This window comes from Paraglaciecola sp. (assembly GCF_039964565.1).
Lineage (GTDB): Bacteria > Pseudomonadota > Gammaproteobacteria > Enterobacterales > Alteromonadaceae > Paraglaciecola.
Genome location: NZ_JBDVXF010000005.1, coordinates 325,603 through 350,343, shown reverse-complemented (window position 1 = coordinate 350,343; position 24,741 = coordinate 325,603). Strand labels below are relative to the sequence as shown.

15 protein-coding genes are annotated in these 24,741 nt (G+C 40.9%); 13 read left to right on the top strand and 2 right to left on the bottom strand.

Annotated features, from left to right (window positions below; genetic code table 11):
* Window positions 1-203: 203 nt before the first annotated feature.
* Window positions 204-1,175, bottom strand: coding sequence for a LysR family transcriptional regulator (locus ABJK37_RS02900; RefSeq protein ID WP_348349916.1), 972 nt, complete (start codon window positions 1,173-1,175; stop codon window positions 204-206).
* Window positions 1,176-1,317: 142 nt separating this feature from the next.
* On the opposite strand from ABJK37_RS02900, the gene ABJK37_RS02895 reads away from it, so the two are divergent.
* The 3 genes from ABJK37_RS02895 to ABJK37_RS02885 all read left to right on the top strand — a co-directional run bounded on the left by ABJK37_RS02895 (window position 1,318) and on the right by ABJK37_RS02885 (window position 7,454).
* Window positions 1,318-1,977 carry an ABC transporter substrate-binding protein gene (locus tag ABJK37_RS02895; RefSeq protein ID WP_348349914.1) on the top strand — a complete coding sequence of 220 codons (660 nt, stop codon included), beginning with the start codon at window positions 1,318-1,320 and terminating at the stop codon, window positions 1,975-1,977.
* A gap of 406 nt (window positions 1,978-2,383) precedes the next feature.
* On the top strand, window positions 2,384-4,774 hold the full coding sequence (locus tag ABJK37_RS02890) for a TonB-dependent receptor (RefSeq protein WP_348349912.1): 2,391 nt from the start codon (window positions 2,384-2,386) through the stop codon (window positions 4,772-4,774).
* A 7-nt stretch (window positions 4,775-4,781) separates the two neighbouring features.
* The gene (locus ABJK37_RS02885; protein ID WP_348349910.1) at window positions 4,782-7,454 is read left to right on the top strand and encodes a response regulator; all 2,673 of its coding nucleotides are present in this window, start codon (window positions 4,782-4,784) and stop codon (window positions 7,452-7,454) included.
* Here the strand turns inward: ABJK37_RS02885 and ABJK37_RS02880 are convergent.
* Window positions 7,451-8,926 (bottom strand): wax ester/triacylglycerol synthase family O-acyltransferase, encoded by a 1,476-nt coding sequence (locus ABJK37_RS02880; RefSeq protein WP_348349908.1) that lies wholly within the window; start codon window positions 8,924-8,926, stop codon window positions 7,451-7,453. The genes ABJK37_RS02885 and ABJK37_RS02880 overlap by 4 nt on opposite strands.
* A gap of 182 nt (window positions 8,927-9,108) precedes the next feature.
* Here ABJK37_RS02880 and ABJK37_RS02875 point away from each other — a divergent pair, with 182 nt between their 5' ends.
* The 10 genes from ABJK37_RS02875 to gnd all read left to right on the top strand — a co-directional run bounded on the left by ABJK37_RS02875 (window position 9,109) and on the right by gnd (window position 24,677).
* Window positions 9,109-9,678 (top strand): DUF2239 family protein, encoded by a 570-nt coding sequence (locus ABJK37_RS02875; protein ID WP_348349906.1) that lies wholly within the window; start codon window positions 9,109-9,111, stop codon window positions 9,676-9,678.
* Window positions 9,675-11,057, top strand: a complete 1,383-nt coding sequence (locus ABJK37_RS02870) for an MATE family efflux transporter (protein WP_348349904.1) — start codon at window positions 9,675-9,677, stop codon at window positions 11,055-11,057. Before ABJK37_RS02875 ends, ABJK37_RS02870 begins: the two co-directional genes overlap by 4 nt.
* Before the next feature lie 96 nt (window positions 11,058-11,153).
* Entirely contained in the window at window positions 11,154-12,539 is a 1,386-nt protein-coding gene (locus ABJK37_RS02865) for a sigma-54 dependent transcriptional regulator (protein ID WP_348349902.1), read from the top strand.
* Window positions 12,520-13,803, top strand: a complete 1,284-nt coding sequence (locus ABJK37_RS02860) for an ATP-binding protein (RefSeq protein ID WP_348349900.1) — start codon at window positions 12,520-12,522, stop codon at window positions 13,801-13,803. Before ABJK37_RS02865 ends, ABJK37_RS02860 begins: the two co-directional genes overlap by 20 nt.
* Window positions 13,804-14,129: 326 nt before the next feature.
* The gene (locus ABJK37_RS02855) at window positions 14,130-15,446 is read left to right on the top strand and encodes an amidohydrolase family protein (protein WP_348349898.1); all 1,317 of its coding nucleotides are present in this window, start codon (window positions 14,130-14,132) and stop codon (window positions 15,444-15,446) included.
* A gap of 631 nt (window positions 15,447-16,077) precedes the next feature.
* Complete coding sequence (locus tag ABJK37_RS02850) at window positions 16,078-17,343, top strand: HlyD family efflux transporter periplasmic adaptor subunit (protein ID WP_348349896.1); 1,266 nt, start codon at window positions 16,078-16,080, stop codon at window positions 17,341-17,343.
* 47 nt (window positions 17,344-17,390) lie between these two features.
* Window positions 17,391-18,095: an ABC transporter ATP-binding protein gene (locus ABJK37_RS02845; protein WP_348349894.1), complete on the top strand. Its 705-nt coding sequence runs from the start codon at window positions 17,391-17,393 to the stop codon at window positions 18,093-18,095.
* Entirely contained in the window at window positions 18,092-20,521 is a 2,430-nt protein-coding gene (locus tag ABJK37_RS02840; RefSeq protein ID WP_348349892.1) for an ABC transporter permease, read from the top strand. The genes ABJK37_RS02845 and ABJK37_RS02840 overlap by 4 nt, the downstream gene beginning before the upstream one ends.
* A gap of 10 nt (window positions 20,522-20,531) precedes the next feature.
* The gene (locus tag ABJK37_RS02835; protein WP_348349890.1) at window positions 20,532-22,946 is read left to right on the top strand and encodes an ABC transporter permease; all 2,415 of its coding nucleotides are present in this window, start codon (window positions 20,532-20,534) and stop codon (window positions 22,944-22,946) included.
* Between the two features lie 276 nt (window positions 22,947-23,222).
* Window positions 23,223-24,677 carry a decarboxylating NADP(+)-dependent phosphogluconate dehydrogenase gene (gene gnd, locus ABJK37_RS02830; RefSeq protein ID WP_348349888.1) on the top strand — a complete coding sequence of 485 codons (1,455 nt, stop codon included), beginning with the start codon at window positions 23,223-23,225 and terminating at the stop codon, window positions 24,675-24,677.
* Window positions 24,678-24,741 lie beyond the last annotated feature (64 nt).

Below are 24,741 nucleotides of genomic sequence, written 5' to 3'. Positions count from 1 at the left end.
CATCACGCAATGTAACAGACCGCCAAACTGGAAATTGATTTCAATAGAATATTATTCAGCTCTTAACTCTGTGAACAGAATGAAAGCAGTGAGAAACTGCTAAGTGGAAAATGGAAGCATATGTAAACGAAATAACTTTTAAGTTAGTCATTAGAACTACAATAGCCAAGCAAGCGAATATGCTCGCTATTATCAATCAGGTCTTACTTTTGACATGGTTCACACATGGCAGGATTGTTTTCACATAAGCTGTCGAAAGCTTGCGATGTTTGACGTTCTACGTTCCGACTAATTATCCGATTTAAATGGTCTCGAAACCATATTAATCCTTGATCATTATCTTGTCGTTTGTGCCATATAGCAGCTATTTGTTGTGGCATTAGTTCTATTGGTGGTTTCGTCGCTGCGATGTCTCCAGCGATTATCTCTTCGGCGACCGCAGAAATGGGGATCATACATATTAGGTCACTGCGTTTTATCAAATTAGCTACCGATGAAAAGTGATTAACGGTCACAGCGACTCTTCTAGACAAACCGTGTTGTAACAATACTTGATCGGTATATCCGGTTATATCGCCAGATAACGACACTAATAAATGGTCTGCGGCTGCAAACTCTTCTACGCTGAGATCTGCTTTTGCTAATGGATGGTCATTATTCATAATGCAAACAAAAATAGGTGAAAACAAATACTCAGCTCTAAATGTGTTTGATATAACGCCAGTTCCACCTATTACCATATCGACCTCTGCGTCCTCCAGCACTTGTTCAGTATTTACTATGGTATAGGGGACAGCATGGATATTGACACCTGGGGCTTCTTTTTCAAAAATGCATCGCAACTCTGCCCATGCCATATCAACTACTATATCGTTTACAGCAACTCGGAACGTACGTTTTGCCGTTGCTGGGTCAAAACTCTTAGGACCAACAGCCTCCGAGAGGGAACTAAGGGGTTCACGAACTTGGTTCCATAAATTCTGGGCGTGTAACGTGGGTTGAATATTGCGGCCATCTTTAACAAATAACTCATCTTTCCAAGCCACACGCATCCGACTAACCGCGTTAGAAACTGCCGGTTGTGTCATAGATAGTCGATTGGCAGCGCGGGTAATCGAACGCTCTGTCATGATGGCATCAAATATCATTAAAAGATTCAGCTCTTGCGGGCGCATAAGTTGTCCTGACTAAAAAATAATGACGCAATGATACATCACATAAGAAAATGTGTCATATATAAATATATAATTATATTTATATTACTCCAGCGTCCATAATCACTTCATTCCGGTAAAATTAGTTATTTGAGAAACACTCATGATCACCACCATTTCAAAAGTAATAAGCAATGTCAGTCGTACTGGATTGTTTATATTAGCAACTACCTTTGTGAGCTTAAGTCATGCTGACTCAATCAACCCTCAAGTATTGTTAGAAAAAGTCACTCAGACTACGTTTGAACGAATTGAGGCAGAACAAGCAGACATCCAATCTAACCCTGATCAGCTTCGTGCAATCATAGAGCAAGAGTTGATGCCACATATTGATCATAAGTTCGCTGCATTTAAGGTATTAGGCAGTCAATTTAGGTCAGTACCCAAAAACAGAATTCCCGAGTATGTTGAAGAGTTTAGGCAGTATTTAATATCTAATTTTGCCGTTGCGTTATCGAGTTATGGAGGCCAACAACTGGTGTTTGAGCCTGTTAAAAACACTGAAGACAAAAAAGACATGACGGTTAAAGCGATTATAAGGAAGGCAGGTAACCCCGATATTCATGTTAATTTTAAGCTGCGTAAGAATAAAAAGACACAAGAGTGGAAAACTTACGATTTAGTCGCAGAAGGGATCAGTCTGTTATCAAGTAAACGCAATGAGTTTGCATCTATTATTCGCCAGCAAGGTATCGAAGCCGTGATTGATGTGATGAAAAGCAAGAATAGCAAACCACTGAATATTGCTTCGACGTCAAACTAAGTATATTCATTCTTTTCTAGTTTGAACAACGAACCAGTGTTGCCGAAGTTATCGGCTAACATTAGCGAGCGTTAGTTGATATGAAACGTATTAACTAACGCTGCAAACAACCAATTACAATAATCAAATGTAACTTTTTACTGCTTTCCAACTACCTTTCTTAGTATAAAAACCACATATCCCTCACTAGTATTTTAGGCCATAGTAATCTATTGAATCATTCAAAAAAGTAATCAATAGGGAAGTAATTGACAAACAAGGCAAAAATAAAACGTCCTGTATGTAATTAAGGTCTAGTATTACTGCATCACTATTTTGAATTAAATGTTTTCAGAATTAAAAAAAGTTCAAGGAAGAAACCAGCCCTACGTTATAATAGGAATCAATCATTCTTATCATTGAAAATATGAAACGACTCAAAGAGTTATTTTGCATTCATGTTTGTTTTTTTTATTGCGGAGTCGCTTTTGCCAATGAGAATGCGTCGGAACAACTTGATGTAATAGAAGTCACTGCGCAAAAACGAATTCAATCAGTCCAAAATATCCCAATTGCTATCTCTGCACTTTCTGCAGACGCTTTAGACTCTCTCAATATTAACCAATCATCAGAAATTGCTACTTTAGTCCCTAATGTCAACACAACACGTTCTATAAGTGGTATGAGTAATTACTATATACGGGGTGTGGGAATGGATGGGTTTAACCTTTCTTCTGTTCCTGCGGTGGGGCTTTATCTTGATGATGTAGCCATTTTTAACCCTATGTTGGCTAATTTTGCTTTGTTTGATATTGATCGGGTTGAAGTACTTAAAGGTCCACAAAATACACTCTATGGAAAAAATACCACAGGTGGTGCAATTAATTTTATTTCTAATAGAGCCCAGATTGATTCAGCTAGCAGTGGTTATGGACAGCTGAATTTAGGTACTAACAACCAAATTTTTGTTAATGGTGCTTTTTCTGGCAACTTTAGCGAACGACTAAGTCTTAGAGTGGCTGGTTTTAGCCATAATCGAGACGGTTTGGTGCGCAGCAACATAGAAAATAATAACACTGAATACAACGACTTAGCTAAGTACGGAGGACGTTTACAACTGGCCTATGAACTTACTCAAGCTACAAGGCTTTTTGTTAGTTTATACGGAGGTAAACAAAACCAAATATCTGAAGTTAAAACACCAATTAGCGCTGAAAGTAATGTTGGATTTATAAATTTAGACAATCATGATTTGTCCAAAAATCATTCGTCGGTTATCAATCCTCCAAATGATATTGATGCACTAGGCGCTTATTTTAAGATTGATTCTCAGCAACATAGTTACACATTTAATAGCATCACATCTTTTGAAAAGGTTAAGTCTAAACGTATGGACGATTGGGGCAGTCAACATCTTGAGTCCAGTGTTTATCAGTCGCTAACATACAATTCTTCAGACACTAGTTCGATGTCGCAGGAGTTTCAGTGGCAATCAAATTCTCAGCAACAGTTACAGTGGATAGTGGGTTTACTCTATATTCATGACGAAGGGGATTTACTGCAAACTTCGTTAGTTGATCCGGCAGGTCCTGGGAGGCCTGATGACAACATTGAAGATCAGGGCAGTGGTGCTATGTTTGATAGGGGCGCTTGGGTTGAGCATAAAAGCCGCACAACCTCAGCTTACTCACAGTTTAGTTATGAATTTGATGAGAGGCTTAATATCACCACGGGCCTGCGTTGGACAACACAGCAATTAACCCCAACAGTAAATTCAGTTGGCATGATGATGGATTTGGTAGGTCAGGAATTCCCCTTAGGTAGTTTGGGGTGGCTCAGCTTAGGTAATGACGATTTTGAACGTTTGTCGGATTATATGGGATTTGACAGAGCCAATCGTTTTATTGAGGCAAATGGTGGTGTTCCGGCTTCAGCTGAAATAGATCAGCAATTTGATGAGTGGGGAGGTAAGTTAGCTTTGGACTACCATGTTTCTCCACAACTGATGCTTTACAGCGTTTTGTCTCGGGGTTTTAAAATGGGAGCGGTTAATTCCAATCCTACCACTGCGGCATACCAAAGCTTATTAGATAAAGTGGTTAAGCCAGAAACATTAATAACTGCTGAGTTCGGTTTTAAAAGCGATCTTTTTAAGAACTCACTGCGTATCAATGGCGCGTTTTTCAGAAACTGGTGGCAGGACTATCAGTTTTTTTTAGTCAATAACCCTGGCGATCCAGCCGATTTATTTGCGTCTCTGGTGAATCTACCTGAGGCTAAATCGATAGGTGCTGAATTAGATATCGTCTGGCAAGTCTCTCCATCGTTACGCGTTAACTTAGGCGTTGGCTGGTTGGATAGCCAAATTACGGATGGTAACTTAGATACCACAGGTATCCCTGAAGAAAACATAGCGGGCTTTCAAAACCAAGTCGTAAATGGCAATGTTTTAACCAATACTCCGAAGTGGAATTATAATGTTTTAGCGGTAAAAAGTTACCAACTCACGAATAGCGATATAGAGCTAAGCTTGCATTTATCCTATTTTGGTAAACATACTCATCAGTTGGAAGGCAACAATAGTGAAGCATGGGTTTATAATTTTTCGGAAAACTCTACAGCTTTGTTAACCGTCAACTCATTATGGTCATTTGGCAGTGCTAGAGAATATCAAATTGCACTCTGGGCTAAGAACCTAACTAATGAACAATATTGTAGCGAAAGGTCTATCGCTCCAGGCACCTCACCTGAATTTATTCGGTTGTGTGCCCAAGGTGAGTCTAGGTCTTATGGTGTAACTGGGAAGATTAGGTTTTAATGGGTATATGAAAAATAAAATTAAAAGTTTGATATTTAGCAAAACCCATTATTACCCTTGGATAGTGCTATTAATTGGTACTGTATTTTCTGCGTTTATGTATCAGTCGGCTTTAACTAAACAAAAAGAATCAACTTTAAATAAATATCAAAACCGAGCAAAAATATACGCTAAAGATATTGAAGCGGAATTCAGTCGTTCATATTTTCAGATTTCCTCTGTGGCAAATTTATTTGCTTCTTCGAATTGGGTTAGTTACGCAGAATTTACAGCCTTTGTTACTCGGGTTTTTCGAGAATTTCCAGAAGGTAGGCGTATCTCTAATATAATTCGAATCCCTGCAGAACAACTCAATGAAGTTATAAGTCAATTTAGAGAAGATCCCACCCCTCAATATAGGGACTTTACTATTTTTGACTATACCAATAAGAAACAGGTTTTTCCGGCTACAGAAGTAGATGGGCATTATGTGGTGTTAAGTTACACCTTCCCACAAATTAGTGATAACTCCTTTATCGGCAGAAATATCCTGCGTAGTTCGCCCATCGGCCCGTTGATTTTTCCTGTAATCGAAAATCAAAAACCGCTCATTTCTGACTTTTCTAAACCCATTGAAGGTATAACCACAGAGCCATTTATTCTTTATGTACACCCCATTTTACCTAAAGAAACGAATAACCTAGCAACTGTAGATACCTCTGGTCTTATTGTATCTAGCCAATACATATCTAGTTTATTTAAACAAAACACGAATGATTCAGAAGCAGTAAGTTTTAGTTTTCTACTCAAAGATAAGAGCAACAATGTTTTCCACTACCCTCAGAAAAAATTGTTAAATGCTCAGGATATAAATCTTCCTAAAATCAGTTTTACTTTTCCAATACAGCTTGTAAATAATCACTTTGAGTTGATCATTTCTCCGATAGACCAAAACTTAGATAGCCCTAATCGCTTGTTATTTGCGCTTTTTATTGCTGGGATCTTATTAACGCTAGCGCTGACATTTATAACGTATTCACTATTGTCAATTCATAGCAACTTAACAAAAGAAGTGGCACGCAAAACATTTGAGCTAGTTAAACAAAAAAACCAGTTGATTAGCAAGAATCAACAATTGGCCGTAGCAGTAGAGGAAGCGAAAGTATCTGAGAATGCCAAAACTGAATTTTTGGCTAATATGAGTCATGAGATAAGAACCCCGTTAAATGGCGTCATTGGTTTAACTGATTTATTAAAACAAACCGAATTGGACAATCAGCAGCGGGAATATTTAGGAAAACTTACCTTTTCAGGTAAACATCTTTTAACAGTAATCAATGATATTCTAGATTTTTCCAAGATTGATTCGGGCAATATTACCTTAGAGCAAAAGGCATTTTCTATTTATAGTGTGATAGATAACCTTAAAGTGTCATTTGACGAACAAGCCAAAGCTAAAGGTATTAGCTTCAATATTCAAATAGTAGGTGAATTCTACCCAGACTTAATCGGAGATGTTTTTCGAATCAACCAAATATTGATTAACCTGTGCGGTAATGCATTCAAGTTTACAGAAACTGGCAGTGTTAATGTCAATATTTCAATGAATACGGCGGCGAATTCAGATCGCGAAGTTGAGGTACAATTTGAAGTTGTTGATACTGGAGTGGGCATTGACGACACCGATATTAACAGTTTATTCACCAAATTTAGCCAAGCAGATACCTCTACAACACGAAAATATGGTGGTACTGGGTTAGGTTTGGCTATCAGTCAAAAACTTTGCCATTCCATGGGCGGCGACATCAAAGTGACCAGCCGTAAAAATAAAGGAAGTATTTTCAAGGCTAGCATAAATTTACGCCTCAATAAAAACGTACTTGTTTCTATAGGAAAGCACGATTATATTCCAGGTAATGTTGATATTCTTGTTGTTGATGACAATCCTATTGCCCTGGAAGTGCTATCTGATTTTTTCATTAAAATTGGAGTGAGGCCTATAGCAGTGCTCACCGCCGAAGAAGGGTTATTAGCCTTACAAAACAAAAATTATGACATAAAAGTATTGGTGACTGATTGGACTATGCCAATCATGGACGGCGCTAGTTTTCTAAAAGCAGTAAAACAACTTGAGTTAATATCTCCTCCCAAAATCATTATCATTTCAGCTTACGAAACTTCGATAATTGAAAATACAAAAGTACAACTAAACGTAGACTATGTGTTGAGCAAACCCTGTCCTTCTGACAAATTATTTAACACTATCGAGCAATGCATCAATCAAATAGATAGTTTGGATCCGCCCAGCGATCAAGGTGTAGACTTAACTAAAGTGCACGTCTTAGTGGTTGAAGATAATGAAATCAATCAAGTGGTAATTAGTCATTTATTGGTGGATAAAGGGGCGAAGGTGACTATCGCACACCATGGTAGAGAAGCCGTTGATTTACTGAATCAACCCAATGATTTCGACATTATATTAATGGATATTCATATGCCAGAAATGGACGGAATACAGGCAACCAAAATCATACGTGCTCATGAAAATCCCAAAATTTCACAGCTTCCGATCATTGCACTATCAGCTAACGTACTTGAAAAAGAGGTCGCCAGTTACTTAGCTGTTGGAATGAACGCCCATAGCGGCAAACCCGTCAATATTGACGCATTACTGACCACTATGGGACCGCTTCTTCCTTAAGTGGTGGTTTCGGCCACTGTTTCTGAAAGGGCAGCGGCAGATTTATTTTCGCTAAGCATGAGTAATTCTTGGTGTGCATCTTTCATATGTTGCGCCAGTTCGTGAATATCTGGCATTAATTTTTGGCAAGAAATTAAACCAAAGTCGAGCCAGCCGTTATAACTCTGCAAAGTTATGTTCAGTCCCATACCGTGGTAAGGAATCGACACAGGGAAGGTACTAATTTGTTTAGCTCCCGCAAAATAAAGTGTCATGTTCGGTCCAGGAACGTTGGATATAAGAACGTTAGCAAAAGGTGGTACAGCGTTGACCACTCTGGTTCTGGTGAGTGTTGAAGCGAGACTGCTCATTAACCAAGGCGCACCAATTGAAGGAAAATCCGTTGGCATGATCGCTTTTACATCAGACATCAGTGACTTGGTGTGTGTTGATGAGGCTTTGATTGCCTGAAGTCTCTCAAGAGGATCTTCAATATTAGTAGCTAGGCTCATGCGTGCAATTGAAACTTGATTACTCAACTCAGTGTTACCTTCAGGTCTAACACTGACCGGAATCGCAGCTAATAAAGGTTCAATCGGAGCAAACCCCTCGTCTGCAAAATAACGTAACATGCCGTCTCCTGAGATCGCCATTACTACATCGTTAAGACTAACACCGTTGAGTTTAGCGATTTTTTTTGTGTCGGAGTAAGGAATCGAAAAACGTGCAAAACTACGTTGGTTGGTAATAGTTGCGTTAAGTGGGGTTTTTGGAGCAAGCCAGTTTAAACGTTCACTGCTATCGCCATCTGGGGCTTTTGCAGGTTTCAACATATCAAAGGCTTTCAGTGTTAATTTAGGCAGATTTTTTGTCAATTTTATAGATTGACTAACATTGTGCATGACTCCTGAGGCAGTAAGCTCTGCAATGCCGTAGTGGTCACCGCTAATGGACTCTCTGCGACGTTTACGTTTATTCGCGGCGCGAGGCACGGCGGAAACATCCATTATGGCCTCCATTAATACTTGTCCTCCCATACCATCGAGCGCGGCATGGTGCATTTTGGAATAAAGTCCTACATAACGAGTGCCTTCGGGTAATTCGTCAGGAACAGGTAAACCATCGAGAATATGCATCTCCCATAAAGGCCGACTCCGATCTAGTAAGCTAGAGTGCAGTCGTGCCACTAGTTTATCTACGTTGACCCGTGTTGCTGGAGGCGGAACGATGACATGACGAATGTGATAATCAATATCAATTGACTCATCCGTTACCCAAATCGGGTTGGCAATATCAAATGGCATATTCACTAGTTTTCGCTGAAAAATAGGGGCCATATGCATTCGGTTTTGAATGTGATTACGTACGTCATCCATAAAATCACCAGTATACTCTGGAGGTAACTCCATAATGCTAAGGCCCCCAACGTGCATAGGGGTTTCAGGTGATTCTAAATGTAAAAAGGCTGCATCTAAGCCGCTGAGGTGATCCATTGCATTTCCCTTAATAAGTTAAAAACTCGATTTACGCAACTTAAGTTCACCTTAACCTATTTTTGTCGAACTTCATAAAAGATAATTTGATACACATTAAATATTTTTACCATGGTTTTATTGTTATTTTATTATTGCCCGGGTAATATTGTTGGTATTTAGTTAGGACATAGGAAAATGTTATGAACAATCAATATTTAGCCATTTACAATAGAACGGTTATTGCTCGCGGTAAGCTTGAAGAGATTATTCATCAGGTCAAAGCACGTGATAGCAATCTCGAACCTATGGTGTTTGAGGAAAATAGCTGCAGACGAATTGACTTCAGTTGGAACGGTGACGCACAAACAGTGCTAAACAATGCGACTGCTGACAATACTTCTAGTCAGAAACGTGGTCGCCCAAAACTAGGGGTTAAGGCAAAAGAAGTGACATTATTACCCCGTCATTGGGAATGGTTATCGACTCAAAAAGGAGGGGCTTCTGCAGCGCTACGGCGCTTAGTTGATGAAGCTCAAAAGAACCCATCAACTGAGGACTTAATATGTGTCAAACAGCAACAGTTAGATAAATTCATGCTGGCTTTTCTAGGGGATGCCCCAGGTTTTGAAGAAGCCAGTAGGGCGCTATATCGCAATAGTAAAGTGAGTTTTGAGGCGGCAATTGAATCTTGGCCCGCTGACATTAAAGACTTGGTTATGGGGAAATTTATGGAAATATCAGATTTACATAGTGGTGTAACTTCCTCATGACAACCGCCTCAGTAAACAATGCATATTTGAGCGCTCCCTTGCCTATGGTTTTTTTGAAAACGGCGGCGCCAATTATTCTGATCATGTTGGTCAACGGTTCATTTTCGCTGGTGGACGCGTATTTTCTTGGGGTATTTGTAGGAGCAGATGCATTAACCGCTGTCACCTCGATGTTTCCTGCTTTTATTATGATCGTTGCTATGTCTACTTTAGTGTCAAACGGCTTCGCAAGTTTGATGGCTAGGCAATTAGGGGCGGGTGATCGCAGTGAATCAGTGCAAACCTTTTCGCAGGCAATAACTTTGTCGTTGGTGGTGTGTGCACTCTTAATTGTGATGTTTGTGCTGGGGGGAAACGCATTAGTCGCGTCTGTCAGTAATGGTTCAAGTCTGATTGCGCAAATGAGCTACAGCTATATTTCTATTTTAGTGTTCTTTTCACCTTTGGTTTTTATTTTGGCAATAAATAGCGACAGCCTACGCTGTGAAGGCAAAGTGTCTTTCATGGCTTTTATTTCCCTTATTTCGGTAGTTTTAAACGGGATTTTTAACTACCTGCTGATAGTCAATTTAAATTGGGGAGTCCAGGGGTCGGCGTATGGCACCGTGCTGGCGCAAGGCACCTCGTTGTTGATCATTTTTATTTACCGTAAATACAACAACAGTGATCTTGGGCTTCAAGTAATACGCTTTACTAAATCGCGGAAACACTGGCTAACGTTTTTGTCGTTGGGGGCACCCTCGAGTTTGAATTATATCGGTCTTGCTTTGTCGTCAGGTGCTATCTTGTATAATTTACAAGCGTGGGATGTCGCAAATTACAATACCACCGTTGGCGCGTATGGCATTGTCACGCGTTTAATGACTTTTATCTTTTTGCCTTTGTTGGGATTAAGTATGGCCTTTCAGGCTATTGTGGGTAACAACTTTGGGGCAAATGAATTGGAACGCGTCAATGGAAGTATTAAAATTGCCTTGGCTAGTTCGTTTTTATACTGCATTACTTTTCAGTTTATTGCCTTTGTATTTAAGGAAGAATTAGGCGCATTATTTGTGAGCGATCAAATGGTCATCAACGAAGTCGTGCGCATTTTACCTTTTATCACATTGGCGCTTTTTGTAGTGGGCCCGCAGATGATGGTGGGTATGTTTTTTCAAGCAATTGGTGACGCTAAGCGAGCGGGTATTTTAGGTATTATGAAAACTTACGCGTTTTCTTTGCCGTTGATTTTTATACTGCCGTTTTTCTTTGCTGAATGGGGGATCTGGTATGCCGCTGCGAGTACAGAATTTCTAGCTTTGTTATTAACCGTCTTAGTACTGAGTTTAAGAAGCAAAAGCCATAACACTTGGTTAGGGTTGTTTTTTAAAGCCAACTAGTAGAATAATCTAAAAACACTTAGCCTTATATTTATGGAAGCACATCTTGTATGATTTGTTGAAAATACTATAACGCTTAAATTTAAAGGGCGACAAATGCCTACACCAAGTTCCAATAAACTCAATGTATTGGTGGTTGATGACAGAGTTGACGTGCGCATCAGTGCGCGCTTTGTACTTGAGGACAACCATTATCAAGTCACAGAAGCGGAAAGTCCTGCTATGGCAAAAGAGTTAATCAAACAACAGCAGATTGACTTAGTGCTACTGGATATGAATTACTCTCGTGATACCACGTCGGGTGACGAAGGATTGGAATTACTAGCATGGCTAAATAAGGCAGAATTAGGCATTCCCGCTGTTGCGATGACCGCTTGGTCTAATGTTGAGCTTGCTGTCAAAGCGATGCAATTAGGGGCGGGAGACTTTCTCGAAAAGCCATGGAAAAATCAAAGGCTGCTACAAGTGGTCGCACAACAAATCAAAGTAAGTGGCCTTAAAAAACAAAATCAAAAACTGCAGCAACGACTCGATAATACAGAAATAGAAAAGGGTGATTACCAATGGCGCTCACCCTGTATGCATGAGTTGATGCAGCAAATTAGCAGTGTCGCGAGTGCTAACGTGGCGATATTGCTTACCGGTGACAATGGAACGGGTAAAAGCCAATTGGCCAGTTATATTCATCAACAATCTCAGGTGAGTAGTGGGCCGTTTATTGCAGTAAACATGGGCGCGATCTCAGAGACGTTATTTGAAAGTGAAATGTTCGGACACACCAAAGGCGCATTTACTGACGCTAAATCTAACCGCATTGGTCGTTTCGAGTTAGCCAGAAATGGCACATTATTTTTAGATGAAATTGCCAATATTCCTTTAACCCAACAATCAAAGTTACTCAGGGTATTGGAGACCGGTGAATATGAAGTGTTAGGTGCCAGCCAAACGCAGTTCACTTCAATTCGTTTAATTAGTGCAACCAACGGCAATTTTAAGGAGCTAATAGATAATGAGTTATTTCGTGAAGACCTATTTTATCGAATCAATACTATTGAATTTAGGGTGCCGTCACTTAAAGAACGCACCTTAGATATTGCGCCTTTGTCTGAATATTTTATTAATCTTTACTGTAAAAAATACGCTAAACCCAATATTTCTCTTAGCGATGATGCCAAGGCTGCGCTTCAAGATTATCACTGGCCGGGAAATATTCGAGAGCTAAGTCACTTAATGGAACGTGCGGTGTTGTTGTGTCGCAATGAGCAGTTGTCTGTAGCAGATCTCAATCTTAGACCAAGTCAAGGTGCGGCATCAGCGGATTGTCATTTACCCATGATGACCTTAGAAGATGCCGAAAAACAACTTATTACCCAAGCACTAAACCTTGAAGATCAACATGTTCCTAAGGCGGCTAAGTTGTTGGGCTTAACCAAATCGTCACTGTATCGAAGATTAGAAAAATATGCCGATCTTCAAAAGTAAAAGTTTAAGTGCCTATATTTTATGGGTTTCGTGCGGTTTTTCATTGTTGTTTGTATTGGCTCTTGCTTGGATCCTAGTGGCAGCAGATTGGCAGGCGTGGAATATCGGTTTGACCTTAGTTGTCGCCTGTTTGTTTTTGCTAATTGCGGTTACGCGCTTTAAGAATAGAGTGATGTCATCCTTTGAACGTGCCTTGTTGCATATCGAAGCGGTTAAGGTGGAAGACTATAATCAGTATGCTAAGTCAGAGTTCAAAGAGGGCGTCACGGCGTTTTTTCATGATGAACTAACGTTGCTTAGCGAACAAATGCAGACCCATAAATCGCAATATGACCAACATGCCTTGCTTTTGTATCAACTGATTGATCAACTCGATACCCCTATGTTGGTGTTTAATCAAAAGCAAAAACTTTCCTATGCTAATGCTGCGTTTTCGACCTTATTCGGGCAGCCATGGCAAATGTTTCGACTTGCATCTCCTAAATTATTAGGCTTAACCTACACCGACAAAGGTTGGTGTTTGGCGGGCAAAGAACAGCAATGGCATGTCAGTCAAAGTGAGTTTATTGATAGCGGTGAACGTCATCAATTACTGGTGTTCAGTAATATCGACTCAGCAATTCGCGCCAGCCAATTGAATGCTTGGCAGCAAATTATTCGAGTGATGGGGCACGAAATTCGTAACTCTCTTACGCCAGTATCGTCCTTAGCCGAAAGTCTAGGCAGTAAATCCAATTCGCCGAGAGAAAAACAGGCTCTGGATGTTATTGCTGAGCGTTGCCACCACTTGCAAGACTTTGTGAGTCGTTACTCCTCCTTATCACAAAGCCTCAATCTGGACTTACAAGCCATTCACCTGGCTACCTTTTCTGAGCGTTTACAAGGACTTTTTTCGCAATACGATGTGACTTTTGTCGCTAAGCCACAGTGGTTATGGGCCGATCCTACTTTTATAGAGCAGGTTTTTATTAACCTGATAAAAAACGCATTTGAAGCTGAAGCAACAAAGGTCACAATTAAAATTACCGAAAAAAAGCAATACTCTGTTATTAAAATTATTGATAACGGTCATGGCTTGGCTAACACAGACAACCTATTTGTTCCTTTGTTTACCACCAAACAACAAGGGCAGGGTATCGGCCTAACTTTTTGTCGTAATATTCTTGAACAACATGGTGGCAGCATAGAAATCAAAAATAACCCCTCATCTCAAAAAGGTATGACTGTCAGTATTAGCTTGCCAGTTGAGGTCAAGCCAAAGTAAACCACTATAGATTCAGCGAAGGCTTAACTAAGTTAATTTAAGGCGCTATGTCAGAAACATGACTCATTCAGTTGCGTTTAGTGGTTGTTAATTTGAGTGTCCGCTAGATTATACCAATCCATCCTAACAATTGATCGCTCAGCGAGATTTAAAATCACCTAATCAAGGCGCTCGAATGAAGCAATAGTTATTCTATTGTTAGGATGGATTGGTATTAATGTGTTGAACAAAAAATAGACATTTATTGAAGGGTAGGTACAGTAGTTAAGTTTTAGTGATATCAAGCGTTACTTTGATAACTCCTACTCTACAATCAAGGACAGACCATGAAAACATTTTCTCGTTGTATTAAAACCAACCCATTCGCCTGTGGGGCCTTGTTAATTACCTTATTCACGAATTTTTCGTTATTTGCGAACACCAAAGTATTGCATATTGGAAACTTACTGGCACAGCCGGGTCAAGCGGCTAAAACTGAGCAAACTTTAGTATTAAAAGATGATCTGATAACCCATATTGTGGATGGCTATCAAGACCCCGCAATCTATGGTCCAGATACCGAGATGATTGATCTTAAAAATTATTTTGTGATGCCAGGGCTAATGGATATGCATGTTCATTTGCAATTCGAGTTGGGTCCAAAGAACGACAGTGAAACGCTGAAGGTGTCTGATCAATTGGTACAGATGCGTTCAATCATGTTTGCGATGCGAACCTTAAACGCGGGTTTTACCACCGTTAGAGATGTGGGCTCTTTGCCTCAAGAAATGTACGCCCTACGTGACGCCGTTAATAATGGCTGGATAGACGGACCACGTATCATTGCCGCGGGTGGAGTTGGCATAACGGGTGGCCACGCTGATATTAGCGGAGTTAAGCCAGCTTTAATGGAATTTTACACTGGCTCGAATATCTGTGATGGACCCTTTGATTGTCGCCGTGCCACTCGTGATGCGATTAAGTATGGCGCTGATTTAATTAAGATCACCTCAACAGGTGGCGTGTTAACTGATCGCGCGACAGGTACAGGGCAGCAAATGGAAATGGACGAACTAAAAGAAGTCGTACTGGCTGCTAAACGTATGGGTCGCAAAGTGGCCAGCCACGCGCACCAAGAAGACGGCATTATTGCTGCGCTTGAAGCGGGAGTCGACAGTATCGAACACGGAAGTTATGCGGGTAAAGCCGCAATTAAACTATTTAAGAAAACCGGTGCCTACTTAGTCCCCACTTTGTTAGCAGGACATACAGTGTTAGAAATGGCTGAAAACTCAGATTTTATGAGTGACGCTATAAAAGATAAAGCGCGAACTGTTGGCAAAGAAATGCAAGGTAATGTGGAGCGTGCTTACAAGGCGGGGGTCAAAATTGCTTTTGGTACCGATAGCGGCGTATCAAAACATGGCACTAATGCATATGAAGCGGTTCTGATGGTTAATGCGGGCATGAGCAATATGGACGTAATTAAATCAGCCACTGTGAATAGTGCAGATTTATTAGGTATGGGCGAAAAAATAGGTTCCTTAGAGGTAGGTAAACAAGCCGATATCATTGCCACTGACGGTTCACCTCTGGAGAATATTGAACAATTACTGGATGTCGATTTTGTCATGAAAGGTGGAAAAGTCTTTGTTCAGAAATGAATGCCAGCCAGTCATTTATTTGGTTCACAACAATGTATTGCTATCCCGTATCTTGAGTTTTGTATTTTTGATACGGGTACACCTGACTTATTTAACCTGAGCTCGGGTTAAGACGTGCCGCGTCCTATGAAGTAAATCCAATAAAAACAATAGGTTATAATCTCACTATTTATCTAGCCGCCAATTTAATGCATCCAGTGCTGATATTATTGTGTTTATCAAGGCGAGCTTGTGAAGCAATAGCCAGCTATTGAGAGCAAGTTCAACGAAGATAGGCGCTATAATAGCGGTGCTGGACGGTATGGCTTATCCCGAGTTCGGGTTAATTAGTTGACGCTAATTTTTGTAGTCGTTAATACTATCTCGTGCACTACAACCCAAGCTCTAAGGTTGCTAATTGTGGTTTCCTTTTCTAAAGCAGAAGCAAAAGAGTGCTTGTAGCAGCAATTTTGTTATCCGAAGTTTTGTTCCCTTTACCGTTCTTTTGTATTTTCAATTCCGGACCAGTTCGGTCCGATATCGGACTCGTTTATTAGCTTTATAACTGTCTTTAATTATAACCAATTGAAAAATATGATTTTATTTAGTTGGCACAACTCTTGTTATTGAAGTGGTATCAAAGTCAAAAATATTGAGTACGAATAAAATGGACGTAGTGAAAACCAAAAAAAACGCTGCTTTTAAAGCCACTAAAGGTAAGTTGTTGTTGGGGCTGATAGTAGTGATTGGCGTGTTGGTATATTTTGCGGTTGCCAATCACTCCTCAATGTCTGTGGATAGAGAAAATCTAATCATTGAGTCTGTTGTGCAAGGTGACTTAGAGGTGATCATTGAAGGCTACGGCACGTTGACATCTGACAAGCAACAACTGATTACTTCCTTTTCAGCCGCCACAGTGAAAGAAATAGTCTTGAAGCCCGGCGCTCAAGTCAGTGCCAACAGTGTAATAGTGCGTTTGGAAAACCCTGAACTTGCGTTAGAAGTTGAAAATGCGGCGCAGGAGTTAATTCAGGTGCGAGCCAACTTGCGTCAATTGAAACTCAATAATCAACGAGAAATTCTCAACGAATCAGCCAACTTAGCGGAAATTACTGCGCGCTTTGATACCGCATCGCTAAAAAGAGTTGCCGAAGAAAAATTGGTAAAACAAGGCATAGTGTCACAACTGACTTTTCAGCAGTCTGCTTTGGATGAAAAACAACTTGAACAACGTATTGCTATTCTAAAGCAACGTATAGAACAGCTGAAACTTGTGCATGATGAATCGGTCAATATTCAACTTGAGCGTGTCAAGCAGCAACAAGGGCGTTTAAACATTGCTCAATCTCGATTAGATAAACTAACGGTAAGAGCGGGTTTTGATGGAGTATTACAACGTTTATCGGTGGAGCTTGGGCAAAGCTTAGCTGCGGGACAAGAAGTTGCTTTAATTGGTAGCGTCACAGATTTGATTGCTCTTATACGCGTGCCGCAAAGCCAAGCACAGTTAATTACTGTGGGCAAAGCCGCTGTCATAGATACGCGCCGTGACAAAATTGAAGGTGTGGTAAGCCGTATCGACCCTATTGTTGATAACAATACTGTTGAAATTGAAATCGCACTGCCATCTAGCTTACCTGCCAGCGCCAGACCACAACTTAGTGTCGATGGAGTCATTATTGCCGACACTTTGCAAAATGTGGTTTACATCAAACGTCCTGCTGCTGCGAAATCAGACAGTAAGACTTCTTTATACCGACTCAATAATCAAGACAGCGCTTCATCACAAGATATACGTTTTGGGGTACAGGCCGGGCAATTTATGCAGATCTTATCGGGCGCATCGGTTGGTGAACAATTCATTATTTCTGACTTGTCGTACCTTCAAGGGACCAGTCAAACCATTAGCATTAATTAAGAAACATCGATAACTAACAACTTACAGACAATGAAAGGATAGTAGCTATGAGCGATATTAAAATTCAAATGAAAGGCATTTCTAAAATTTTTGAAACAGATGAACTTGAAACTCACGCTTTAAAAAACATCGATATCACTATTAATTCGGGTGATTATGTATCGATTTCAGGCCCTTCGGGTTGTGGTAAGTCGACATTATTGTCCATCTTAGGTTTGTTAGACATGCCATCAGGCGGCGAGTATTACATTGAAGGTACTAACGTTACCGACCTGTCACTTGACCAAGCTGCAGAAATTAGAAATAGCAAGATAGGGTTTATTTTTCAATCATTTAACTTGATAGATGAGTTGTCAGTGTTCGATAACGTCGCTTTGCCACTACGTTATAAAAGTCAGGTGCCTAGTGATAAAGATATTGCAGATAGAGTACATGAATGTCTTGAGTTAGTGGGCATGAGCCACCGCACAAGTCACAAGCCTAATCAACTCTCTGGTGGTCAGCAACAGCGTATCGCTATTGCCCGTGCTCTTGTCGCAGAGCCGGCAATTTTATTGGTAGATGAGCCAACGGGTAACTTAGACTCTAAAAGTGGCGATCAAGTCATGGATGTACTGGAAAAACTCAACGATTGTGGCACCACTATTTGTATGGTGACCCATGACCCGCGATATGCAGACATGGCTAACATTCAACTTAAACTATTAGACGGTTCAATATTGACTACGCCCGAGTTGCAGGAGGCAGTATGAGCCAGTTCATCTATCAATTTAAACAGGCATGGGTGAGCCTCAAGAAAAAAGCAGGCTTTGTCGCTACAGTTGTGACGACCATGGGGACAACTTTAGGCGCATTGCTTTGTGTTTTAACATTAGGGTATTTATTAATTATTGAGCCTTTGCCCTATCCTGATCAAGACAAACTCTATAACGTCATACACGCCATTGGGGATAAGACAGGTGAGACAAATGCACAATCGTTTACCTACCCTGGCATTATCCATTTGTACAAGAATCAAGATGTGTTTGAAAAGGTAGCATTAATTCAATACGGGCAAGATGTACTTACTTCATTACCTACACAGCCCACCTTAAATACTGCTTACGCGACTCCAGAATGGTTCGAGCTTTTAGGAGTTAACATGCAGATGGGCCGCACGTTTGACACTTCAGAAGGGTTAGATACTTTTAGCCCTGTTGCAGTTATTAGTTATAAAACTTGGCAACAAGAATTTGCCTCTGCACCTGATATGTTAGATAAAAAAGTTTCCTTTAGTGGTGTCAGCTTTCGAGTGATTGGCGTTTTGGGTGAAGATTTTATTGAGCCGCAAATTAAAGGTGCGGGTCGTGATGTAGGCATGTGGTTTCCATGGGACTACAACCTTGATGTTCGCATGAAAGAGCGTTGGGGTAACATTAGCGGCGCGTTGACTTTTGTGGGTAAGTTAAAAGATACAATAACGGCTTCACAGGCAGAGCAAACCCTTACGCCATTAGTAAGCGATACTTGGGTAGAAAATGTCGCATCAATTCCGTTTTTTAATGGTTGGTCAATTCGTGTCGAGCTAGAGTCTTTCCAAACCGCTATTGTGGGCGACAGCCAAAATACTGTGTATAAATTGTTAGCCGGCGTGATTGGTTTAGTCTTAATTGCTTTTGCCAACATCGCAAATTTGTTTATGTCGCGTACCGCAGAGCAGCAACGTCATCTGGCAATTTACGCCGCGCTTGGTGCCAAAAAGTCGCATCTATTTCGCGGGCTTTTAGCAGAATCAGGTTTGTTGATGGGGCTGTCACTGTTATTGGCTTTAGTTGTCGCATCCTTAGGTTTTTCGTTATTACAATCGAATCTAGCGTCTCAATTGCCACGTATTAGTGAACTGGGCGTCAGTCACGTTACGTTGTTCGCTTCAGTACTTTTAGCCGTTTTTTTCGCCTTATTGTTCGCTTTTCTAAGTAGCAATATGATCAATTACCGTGCATTAAATTCTATGCTTCAATCTAGTGGTAAAGGCACAGGAGTGCAGGTTTCTAAGCGTTTCAGACAAGGGTTGATTGTTAGTCAGGTCGCCATCGCAACTTTGTTGGTTTTTGCGAATATCACTTTGTTCAAAGAAGCTATGGACTCCATTAACCAAGAGCCAGGGTATAGCGTAGACAACATGCAACAAATGAGTCTCTCGGTTTCCGCTCCAGAATTTCCACCGGAAGAGGAGGTCGCGGCAGTGATGACTGAGCTTAAACAAAAATTGTTACAGATGCCCGAGGTAGAGAGTATTTCGCAATCAAGCTCGGTTTTGAACGGTTTTGGTTTATGGGCATTAACAGCCATAGCTTCAGGGGAAAATTTTACGCCTGAGAGCAAAGTAGTGAGTCACAACTATTTTACTTTATTTGGCCAAGAGTTACTTGAGGGAGACTATTTCAGTGAAGCTGATATTAAAGATGGCAATTTAGCTATGATAGTGAATGATGTGTTCGCAAAACGCCTTAATCCAACTGGCAGCGTCTTGGGAATGCAAATATCAGGCGGTGGACCGGACAATATTTTCACTATTGTTGGTGTAGTTAAAGGAGTGATTATGCCCGCTCAAACTGAGATGCCAATGCGTGTTTACACGCCGTCCAATTCAGGAACCTCACAAATCACCTTAAAATTAAAAGAAGGACAAATCGTAAGCCGAGAGCAAGTGGCAAGTGTAATTAGTGAGGTAAGTAGTTTGTATGCTCTCTTTAGTTTGGACACACTAGAAGGAGAAAAAAGAAGGCGCTTATTTACGCAGTACACCACAGCCATAACCACTTCAGTACTTGCCATCATTACGTTATTTTTAGCTAGTGTAGGTTTGTACGGTATTCTAAGTTACGGCACTCAAATGCGTAGGTTTGAGCTGGGCACTCGTATGGCAATTGGGGCCAAACGCAAAGATTTAGTGAGTCTTATTGTTAAAGATAATGCCTGGGTAATTGTGTTGGGAGTGGCCTTCAGTGTTGTGATACTTCTGGGAGTGTATGTAGGTTACAAAGAGGTGCTGTCAGCTTATATGAGTGCGGATTTGATACCTATGTTTGTGTCTACCGTGTTATCTATCTCTGTCTTGTCGCTATTTGCTTGTTATTGGCCACTTCGCCAGTACATTAATCATCCCGCTATACGTTCGTTACGTGGCAGTGATTAGGGGCATAGTGATGAGGCAATCTTTATATCTACTGAAACAAGCCTGGGCTAGTCTTAAGACTACCCCAGGGTTTGTAGTGGCGGTCGTGACGACTATTAGCGTTACTTTTGGAGCATTATTGTGTGTGTTGACCTTAGCGTATTTATTATTGGTGTCGCCTCTTTCTTACCCCGAAAGTGATAATCTATACACAGTTGAGCATAACCTGATTGATAACAATGCTGGAATAGACGGTACTGCGTTTACCTATCCTAACCTAATGCAGCTGTACACTAAGCAAACAGTCTTTAGTGATTTAGCTTTGATGTATTACGATGCCGATGTACTGGTCTCGCAGCCTTCGCATCCGACATTGTCTATTTCTTTTGTTACACCCGAGTGGTTTTCATTATTGGGTGCAGAAACAGTCCTTGGTCGAAGTTTTGACGCGACAGAAGTGCTTAATAGCTACAATCCGGTCGCCATACTGAGCTACCAAACTTGGAAAAATAACTTTTCACTGGATCCAGATATTTTGTCCAAGAAGGTACAATTTGGTGAGGTCAGTTATCGAATAATTGGGGTGCTAGATGAAACATTTGTTGAACCTCAAGTTTACGGTGTGGGTTACCAGTCCCAAGTGTTTCTGCCTTGGGACTATAATTCAATCAGTTCCAGCGAACGTAAAAAGTGGGGTAATGATGACAGTGGTTTGATGGCGTTAGGCCGATTAAAACCAGGCAATTCAGCAACGCAAACAGAACAACTACTCACAAATTTGGTGAGCGATAACTGGCAACAGCAGGTGGCTGGGCATCAATTCTTCAACGGTTGGAGCATTGGTATTAAACTGCATTCCTTAGAATCAGTCATTTTAGCTAATAGCCAACAAACTGTATATTTACTGATCGCTGGCGTTTTTGGACTAGTGATGATTGCCACGACTAATATTGCTAACCTGTTCATGTCGCGCACTGCCGAGCGTAGTCGTCAAATTGCGATTCGTGCTGCTATTGGCGCTTCCCGTCGTCAGCTATTTAAAATGGTGCTGGCAGAAGCTACGTTATTAGTAGGAGCAGCGACCTTTATCGCCCTGTATATTGCCTCCTTAGGATTTAAAGGCATGCAGTTATTTTTAAACCAGTATTTACCGAGAGTTGATGAATTGTCATTGCATCTCAGTACCCTTGTATACGCATTGGTATTGGTTGTGGGGTTTGCATGGTTTTTTGCTTATATCAGCATGAGAATGATTGATTATCGACACCTAAATCAATCTATGCAAAGTGGTGGTAAAGGTATCGGCAAACAAGTACCAACAAGAGTTCGCCAGGGGTTAGTGTTTGCGCAAATTGCCATAGTGACACTATTGGTTTTTATTAATATTGTATTGTTCAGTGAGGCCATGACAACAATCAATCGTCCTTCAGGTTTCGCTACTAAGAATATTTCCTTCTTAGTGCTTTCGTTACCTAGGGTTGATGAATCGCAACGCAGCGGTTTAGTGGCTAATATGGCTGAAGTTCGAGATAAATTAGCAGCGCTACCTCAGGTAGAGAGCGTCAGTCAGTCTATGGCTCCTATGCCATTTTTTACTCGGGCGCTGAGCCGACTAGGTGGTGATGAGCGCTATTCAATGCGAGCTAAAGATGTGGACCACAGCTATTTTCAATTGATAGAACAACCCTTGCTTGCAGGGAGTTATTTCAGTGAAGCAGATATCAAAGATAGAAATAACGTGGTGATAGTCAATGATGTGTTTGCTAAAAAATTAGCGCCAAACGGCAAGGTATTGGGTTTGACTTTTGATAATGGTGCAAAAATAGTAGGGGTGGTTAAAGGTATACTCATACCGGGGGAAACAACAATCGAACCACGCTTTTATTTCCCCGCTTCGCCCACCAGAAACATGTTTTTAATTAATACCCAAGAAGGCCAAAGCGTGACTCGCGAGCAGGTAGTGCAGGTGTTATCGCAAGTGTCAAAAGAGTTGAAGCTTTTCAGCTTGTCTTCTTTAGAATCTCGTCGCGTTGAGCGTTTGTTTGCACAATACACTACTGCTATTACGTGCGGAGCCTTAGCCGTTTTGACATTTTTATTAGCGGGTATAGGACTCTACGGAATATTAAGTTACAGCACTCAAATACGCCGCTTCGAAATAGGCACAAGGTTAGCGATAGGTGCCAAACGTAGCGATATACTCAAACTGATTATCAGAGATAATACCTCGATGATCTTGCTGGGAATGTTGAGCGGCGTATTGGTATTGCTGGCGTTGTATTTAGGTTTTAACCAAGAGTTAAATATCTATCTAAACGAAAATGTAATGCTCGCATTTGTATTGACCGTCACACCTATTTTGGTTTTGTCGCTGTTCGCCTGTTATTGGCCTTTACGAAGATTCATTAATCAACCGGCGGTTAATTCGCTCCGAGGCAGTGATTAACAAATAGTTTGTAGAGATTAGTAGAGCCTTTTGTAAAAAGATCTATAAGAAATAATTGGTCATACCAATTATTTCTTATACTAATGCGTTATTTATTTATGCATTTATGAAGTGTTAAGTTTCTGTTTAGTGGTTAGTATAGAGGGACTGCGCGTCCTAACATCATGTTTTGCTTGGTTCGATTAGCTCTGCAACTTTGGACTATGTATCATCGTTTGACATATAATGTGGAATGGTTAAGCAAGCATTATTAATTAAAATAAACATTGGAATTTTATGAAAACACTATCTGATATTGGCTTGATCGGCCTTGCTGTAATGGGTGAAAACCTTATTTTAAACATGGCAAGTAAAGGCTATACCGTCACTGCATATAATCGCTCTACCGATAAAGTTGAAAACTTTATTAATGGTCGCGCAAAAGGTGAGAGTATTCGTGGCGCTTATTCAGTAGAAGAGTTGGTTCAATCCCTAGCCACGCCCCGCAAAATTATGATTATGGTGAAGTCAGGTGCACCGGTAGATGCCACTATTGAACAACTATTACCTTTGTTAGATAAAGGCGACATCATCATCGATGGTGGCAATACGCATTTCCCAGATACTATTCGTCGTGAAAAATACTGCGCAGAAAAAGGCATTAATTTTGTGGGGGCAGGTGTATCTGGCGGTGAAGAAGGCGCATTAAAAGGCCCATCAATTATGCCTGGTGGTTCGGCTGAAGCATGGCAAGCGGTGAAACCTATTTTCCAAGATATCTCAGCTAAGGTAGAAGACGGTTCACCTTGTTGTGACTATGTTGGTGAAAATGGCGCCGGTCATTTTGTGAAAATGGTGCACAACGGTATTGAATATGGCGATATGCAATTATTGTGTGAAGCCTACCAAATAATGAAAGAAGTACTGGGCATGTCGGCTGACGAAATGCATGGAGTATTTAAAGAGTGGAATACCACAGAGTTAGATAGTTATTTAGTTGAAATTACCCGCGATATCTTGGCTTATAAAGATGAAGACGGCAGCCCGCTTGTTGAGAATATTTTAGATACTGCTGGTCAAAAAGGTACAGGTAAGTGGACAGGTGTTGTAGCCCTAGACCTAGGTGTGCCATTAACGCTTATTGCTGAGTCTGTATTTGCCCGTTGCATTTCAGCCCTAAAAGAAGAGCGTGTTGAAGCTTCTAAAGTGATTACAGGGCCAGCTAAAACGTTCGACGGTGACAAAGCCGCGTTTATCGAAGATTTACGTCAGGCAGTTTTGGCCGCTAAAATTGTGTCTTACGCACAGGGGTACACCTTGATGCGTGAAGCAGCCAAAGAATTTAACTGGAACCTCAACTATGGCGGCATTGCTTTAATGTGGCGTGGTGGTTGTATCATCCGTTCTGCTTTCTTAGGTAAAATCAAAGAAGCCTTTGATAAAAATCCAGAGTTAAACAACTTGTTGTTAGATGATTATTTCAAAGATACCGTGGTTGCTGCTCAGGAAGGTTGGAGACGTGTAGCGGTGAATGCCATTACGACTGGTGTACCAGCTCCTTGTTTGACAGCAGCCCTTAACTACTTTGATGGTTATCGCACAGCACGTTTACCGGCTAACTTGTTACAAGCCCAGCGTGATTATTTTGGTGCCCATACTTATGAGCGCACAGATAAGCCTAGAGGCGAGTTCTTCCATACCAATTGGACAGGGCGTGGTGGTAATACTTCATCGTCTACTTATAACGCTTAAATCGTTTTAAGAGTAAAAAAGGCCGTAACTAGGATGCCAGTTACGGCCTTTTTGTTATGGGAGC

Bases quoted from the DNA above. Each gene is read 5' to 3' on its own strand.
- ABJK37_RS02885 (WP_348349910.1), top strand. From the start codon at position 4,782: ATGAAAAATAAAATTAAAAGTTTGATATTTAGCAAAACCCATTATTAC.
- ABJK37_RS02895 (WP_348349914.1), top strand. From the start codon at position 1,318: ATGATCACCACCATTTCAAAAGTAATAAGCAATGTCAGTCGTACTGGA.
- gnd (WP_348349888.1), top strand. From the start codon at position 23,223: ATGAAAACACTATCTGATATTGGCTTGATCGGCCTTGCTGTAATGGGT.
- ABJK37_RS02855 (WP_348349898.1), top strand. From the start codon at position 14,130: ATGAAAACATTTTCTCGTTGTATTAAAACCAACCCATTCGCCTGTGGG.
- ABJK37_RS02860 (WP_348349900.1), top strand. From the start codon at position 12,520: ATGCCGATCTTCAAAAGTAAAAGTTTAAGTGCCTATATTTTATGGGTT.
- ABJK37_RS02875 (WP_348349906.1), top strand. From the start codon at position 9,109: ATGAACAATCAATATTTAGCCATTTACAATAGAACGGTTATTGCTCGC.
- ABJK37_RS02835 (WP_348349890.1), top strand. From the start codon at position 20,532: ATGAGGCAATCTTTATATCTACTGAAACAAGCCTGGGCTAGTCTTAAG.
- ABJK37_RS02840 (WP_348349892.1), top strand. From the start codon at position 18,092: ATGAGCCAGTTCATCTATCAATTTAAACAGGCATGGGTGAGCCTCAAG.
- ABJK37_RS02890 (WP_348349912.1), top strand. From the start codon at position 2,384: ATGAAACGACTCAAAGAGTTATTTTGCATTCATGTTTGTTTTTTTTAT.
- ABJK37_RS02900 (WP_348349916.1), bottom strand. From the start codon at position 1,175: ATGCGCCCGCAAGAGCTGAATCTTTTAATGATATTTGATGCCATCATG.
- ABJK37_RS02865 (WP_348349902.1), top strand. From the start codon at position 11,154: ATGCCTACACCAAGTTCCAATAAACTCAATGTATTGGTGGTTGATGAC.
- ABJK37_RS02845 (WP_348349894.1), top strand. From the start codon at position 17,391: ATGAGCGATATTAAAATTCAAATGAAAGGCATTTCTAAAATTTTTGAA.
- ABJK37_RS02870 (WP_348349904.1), top strand. From the start codon at position 9,675: ATGACAACCGCCTCAGTAAACAATGCATATTTGAGCGCTCCCTTGCCT.
- ABJK37_RS02880 (WP_348349908.1), bottom strand. From the start codon at position 8,926: ATGGATCACCTCAGCGGCTTAGATGCAGCCTTTTTACATTTAGAATCA.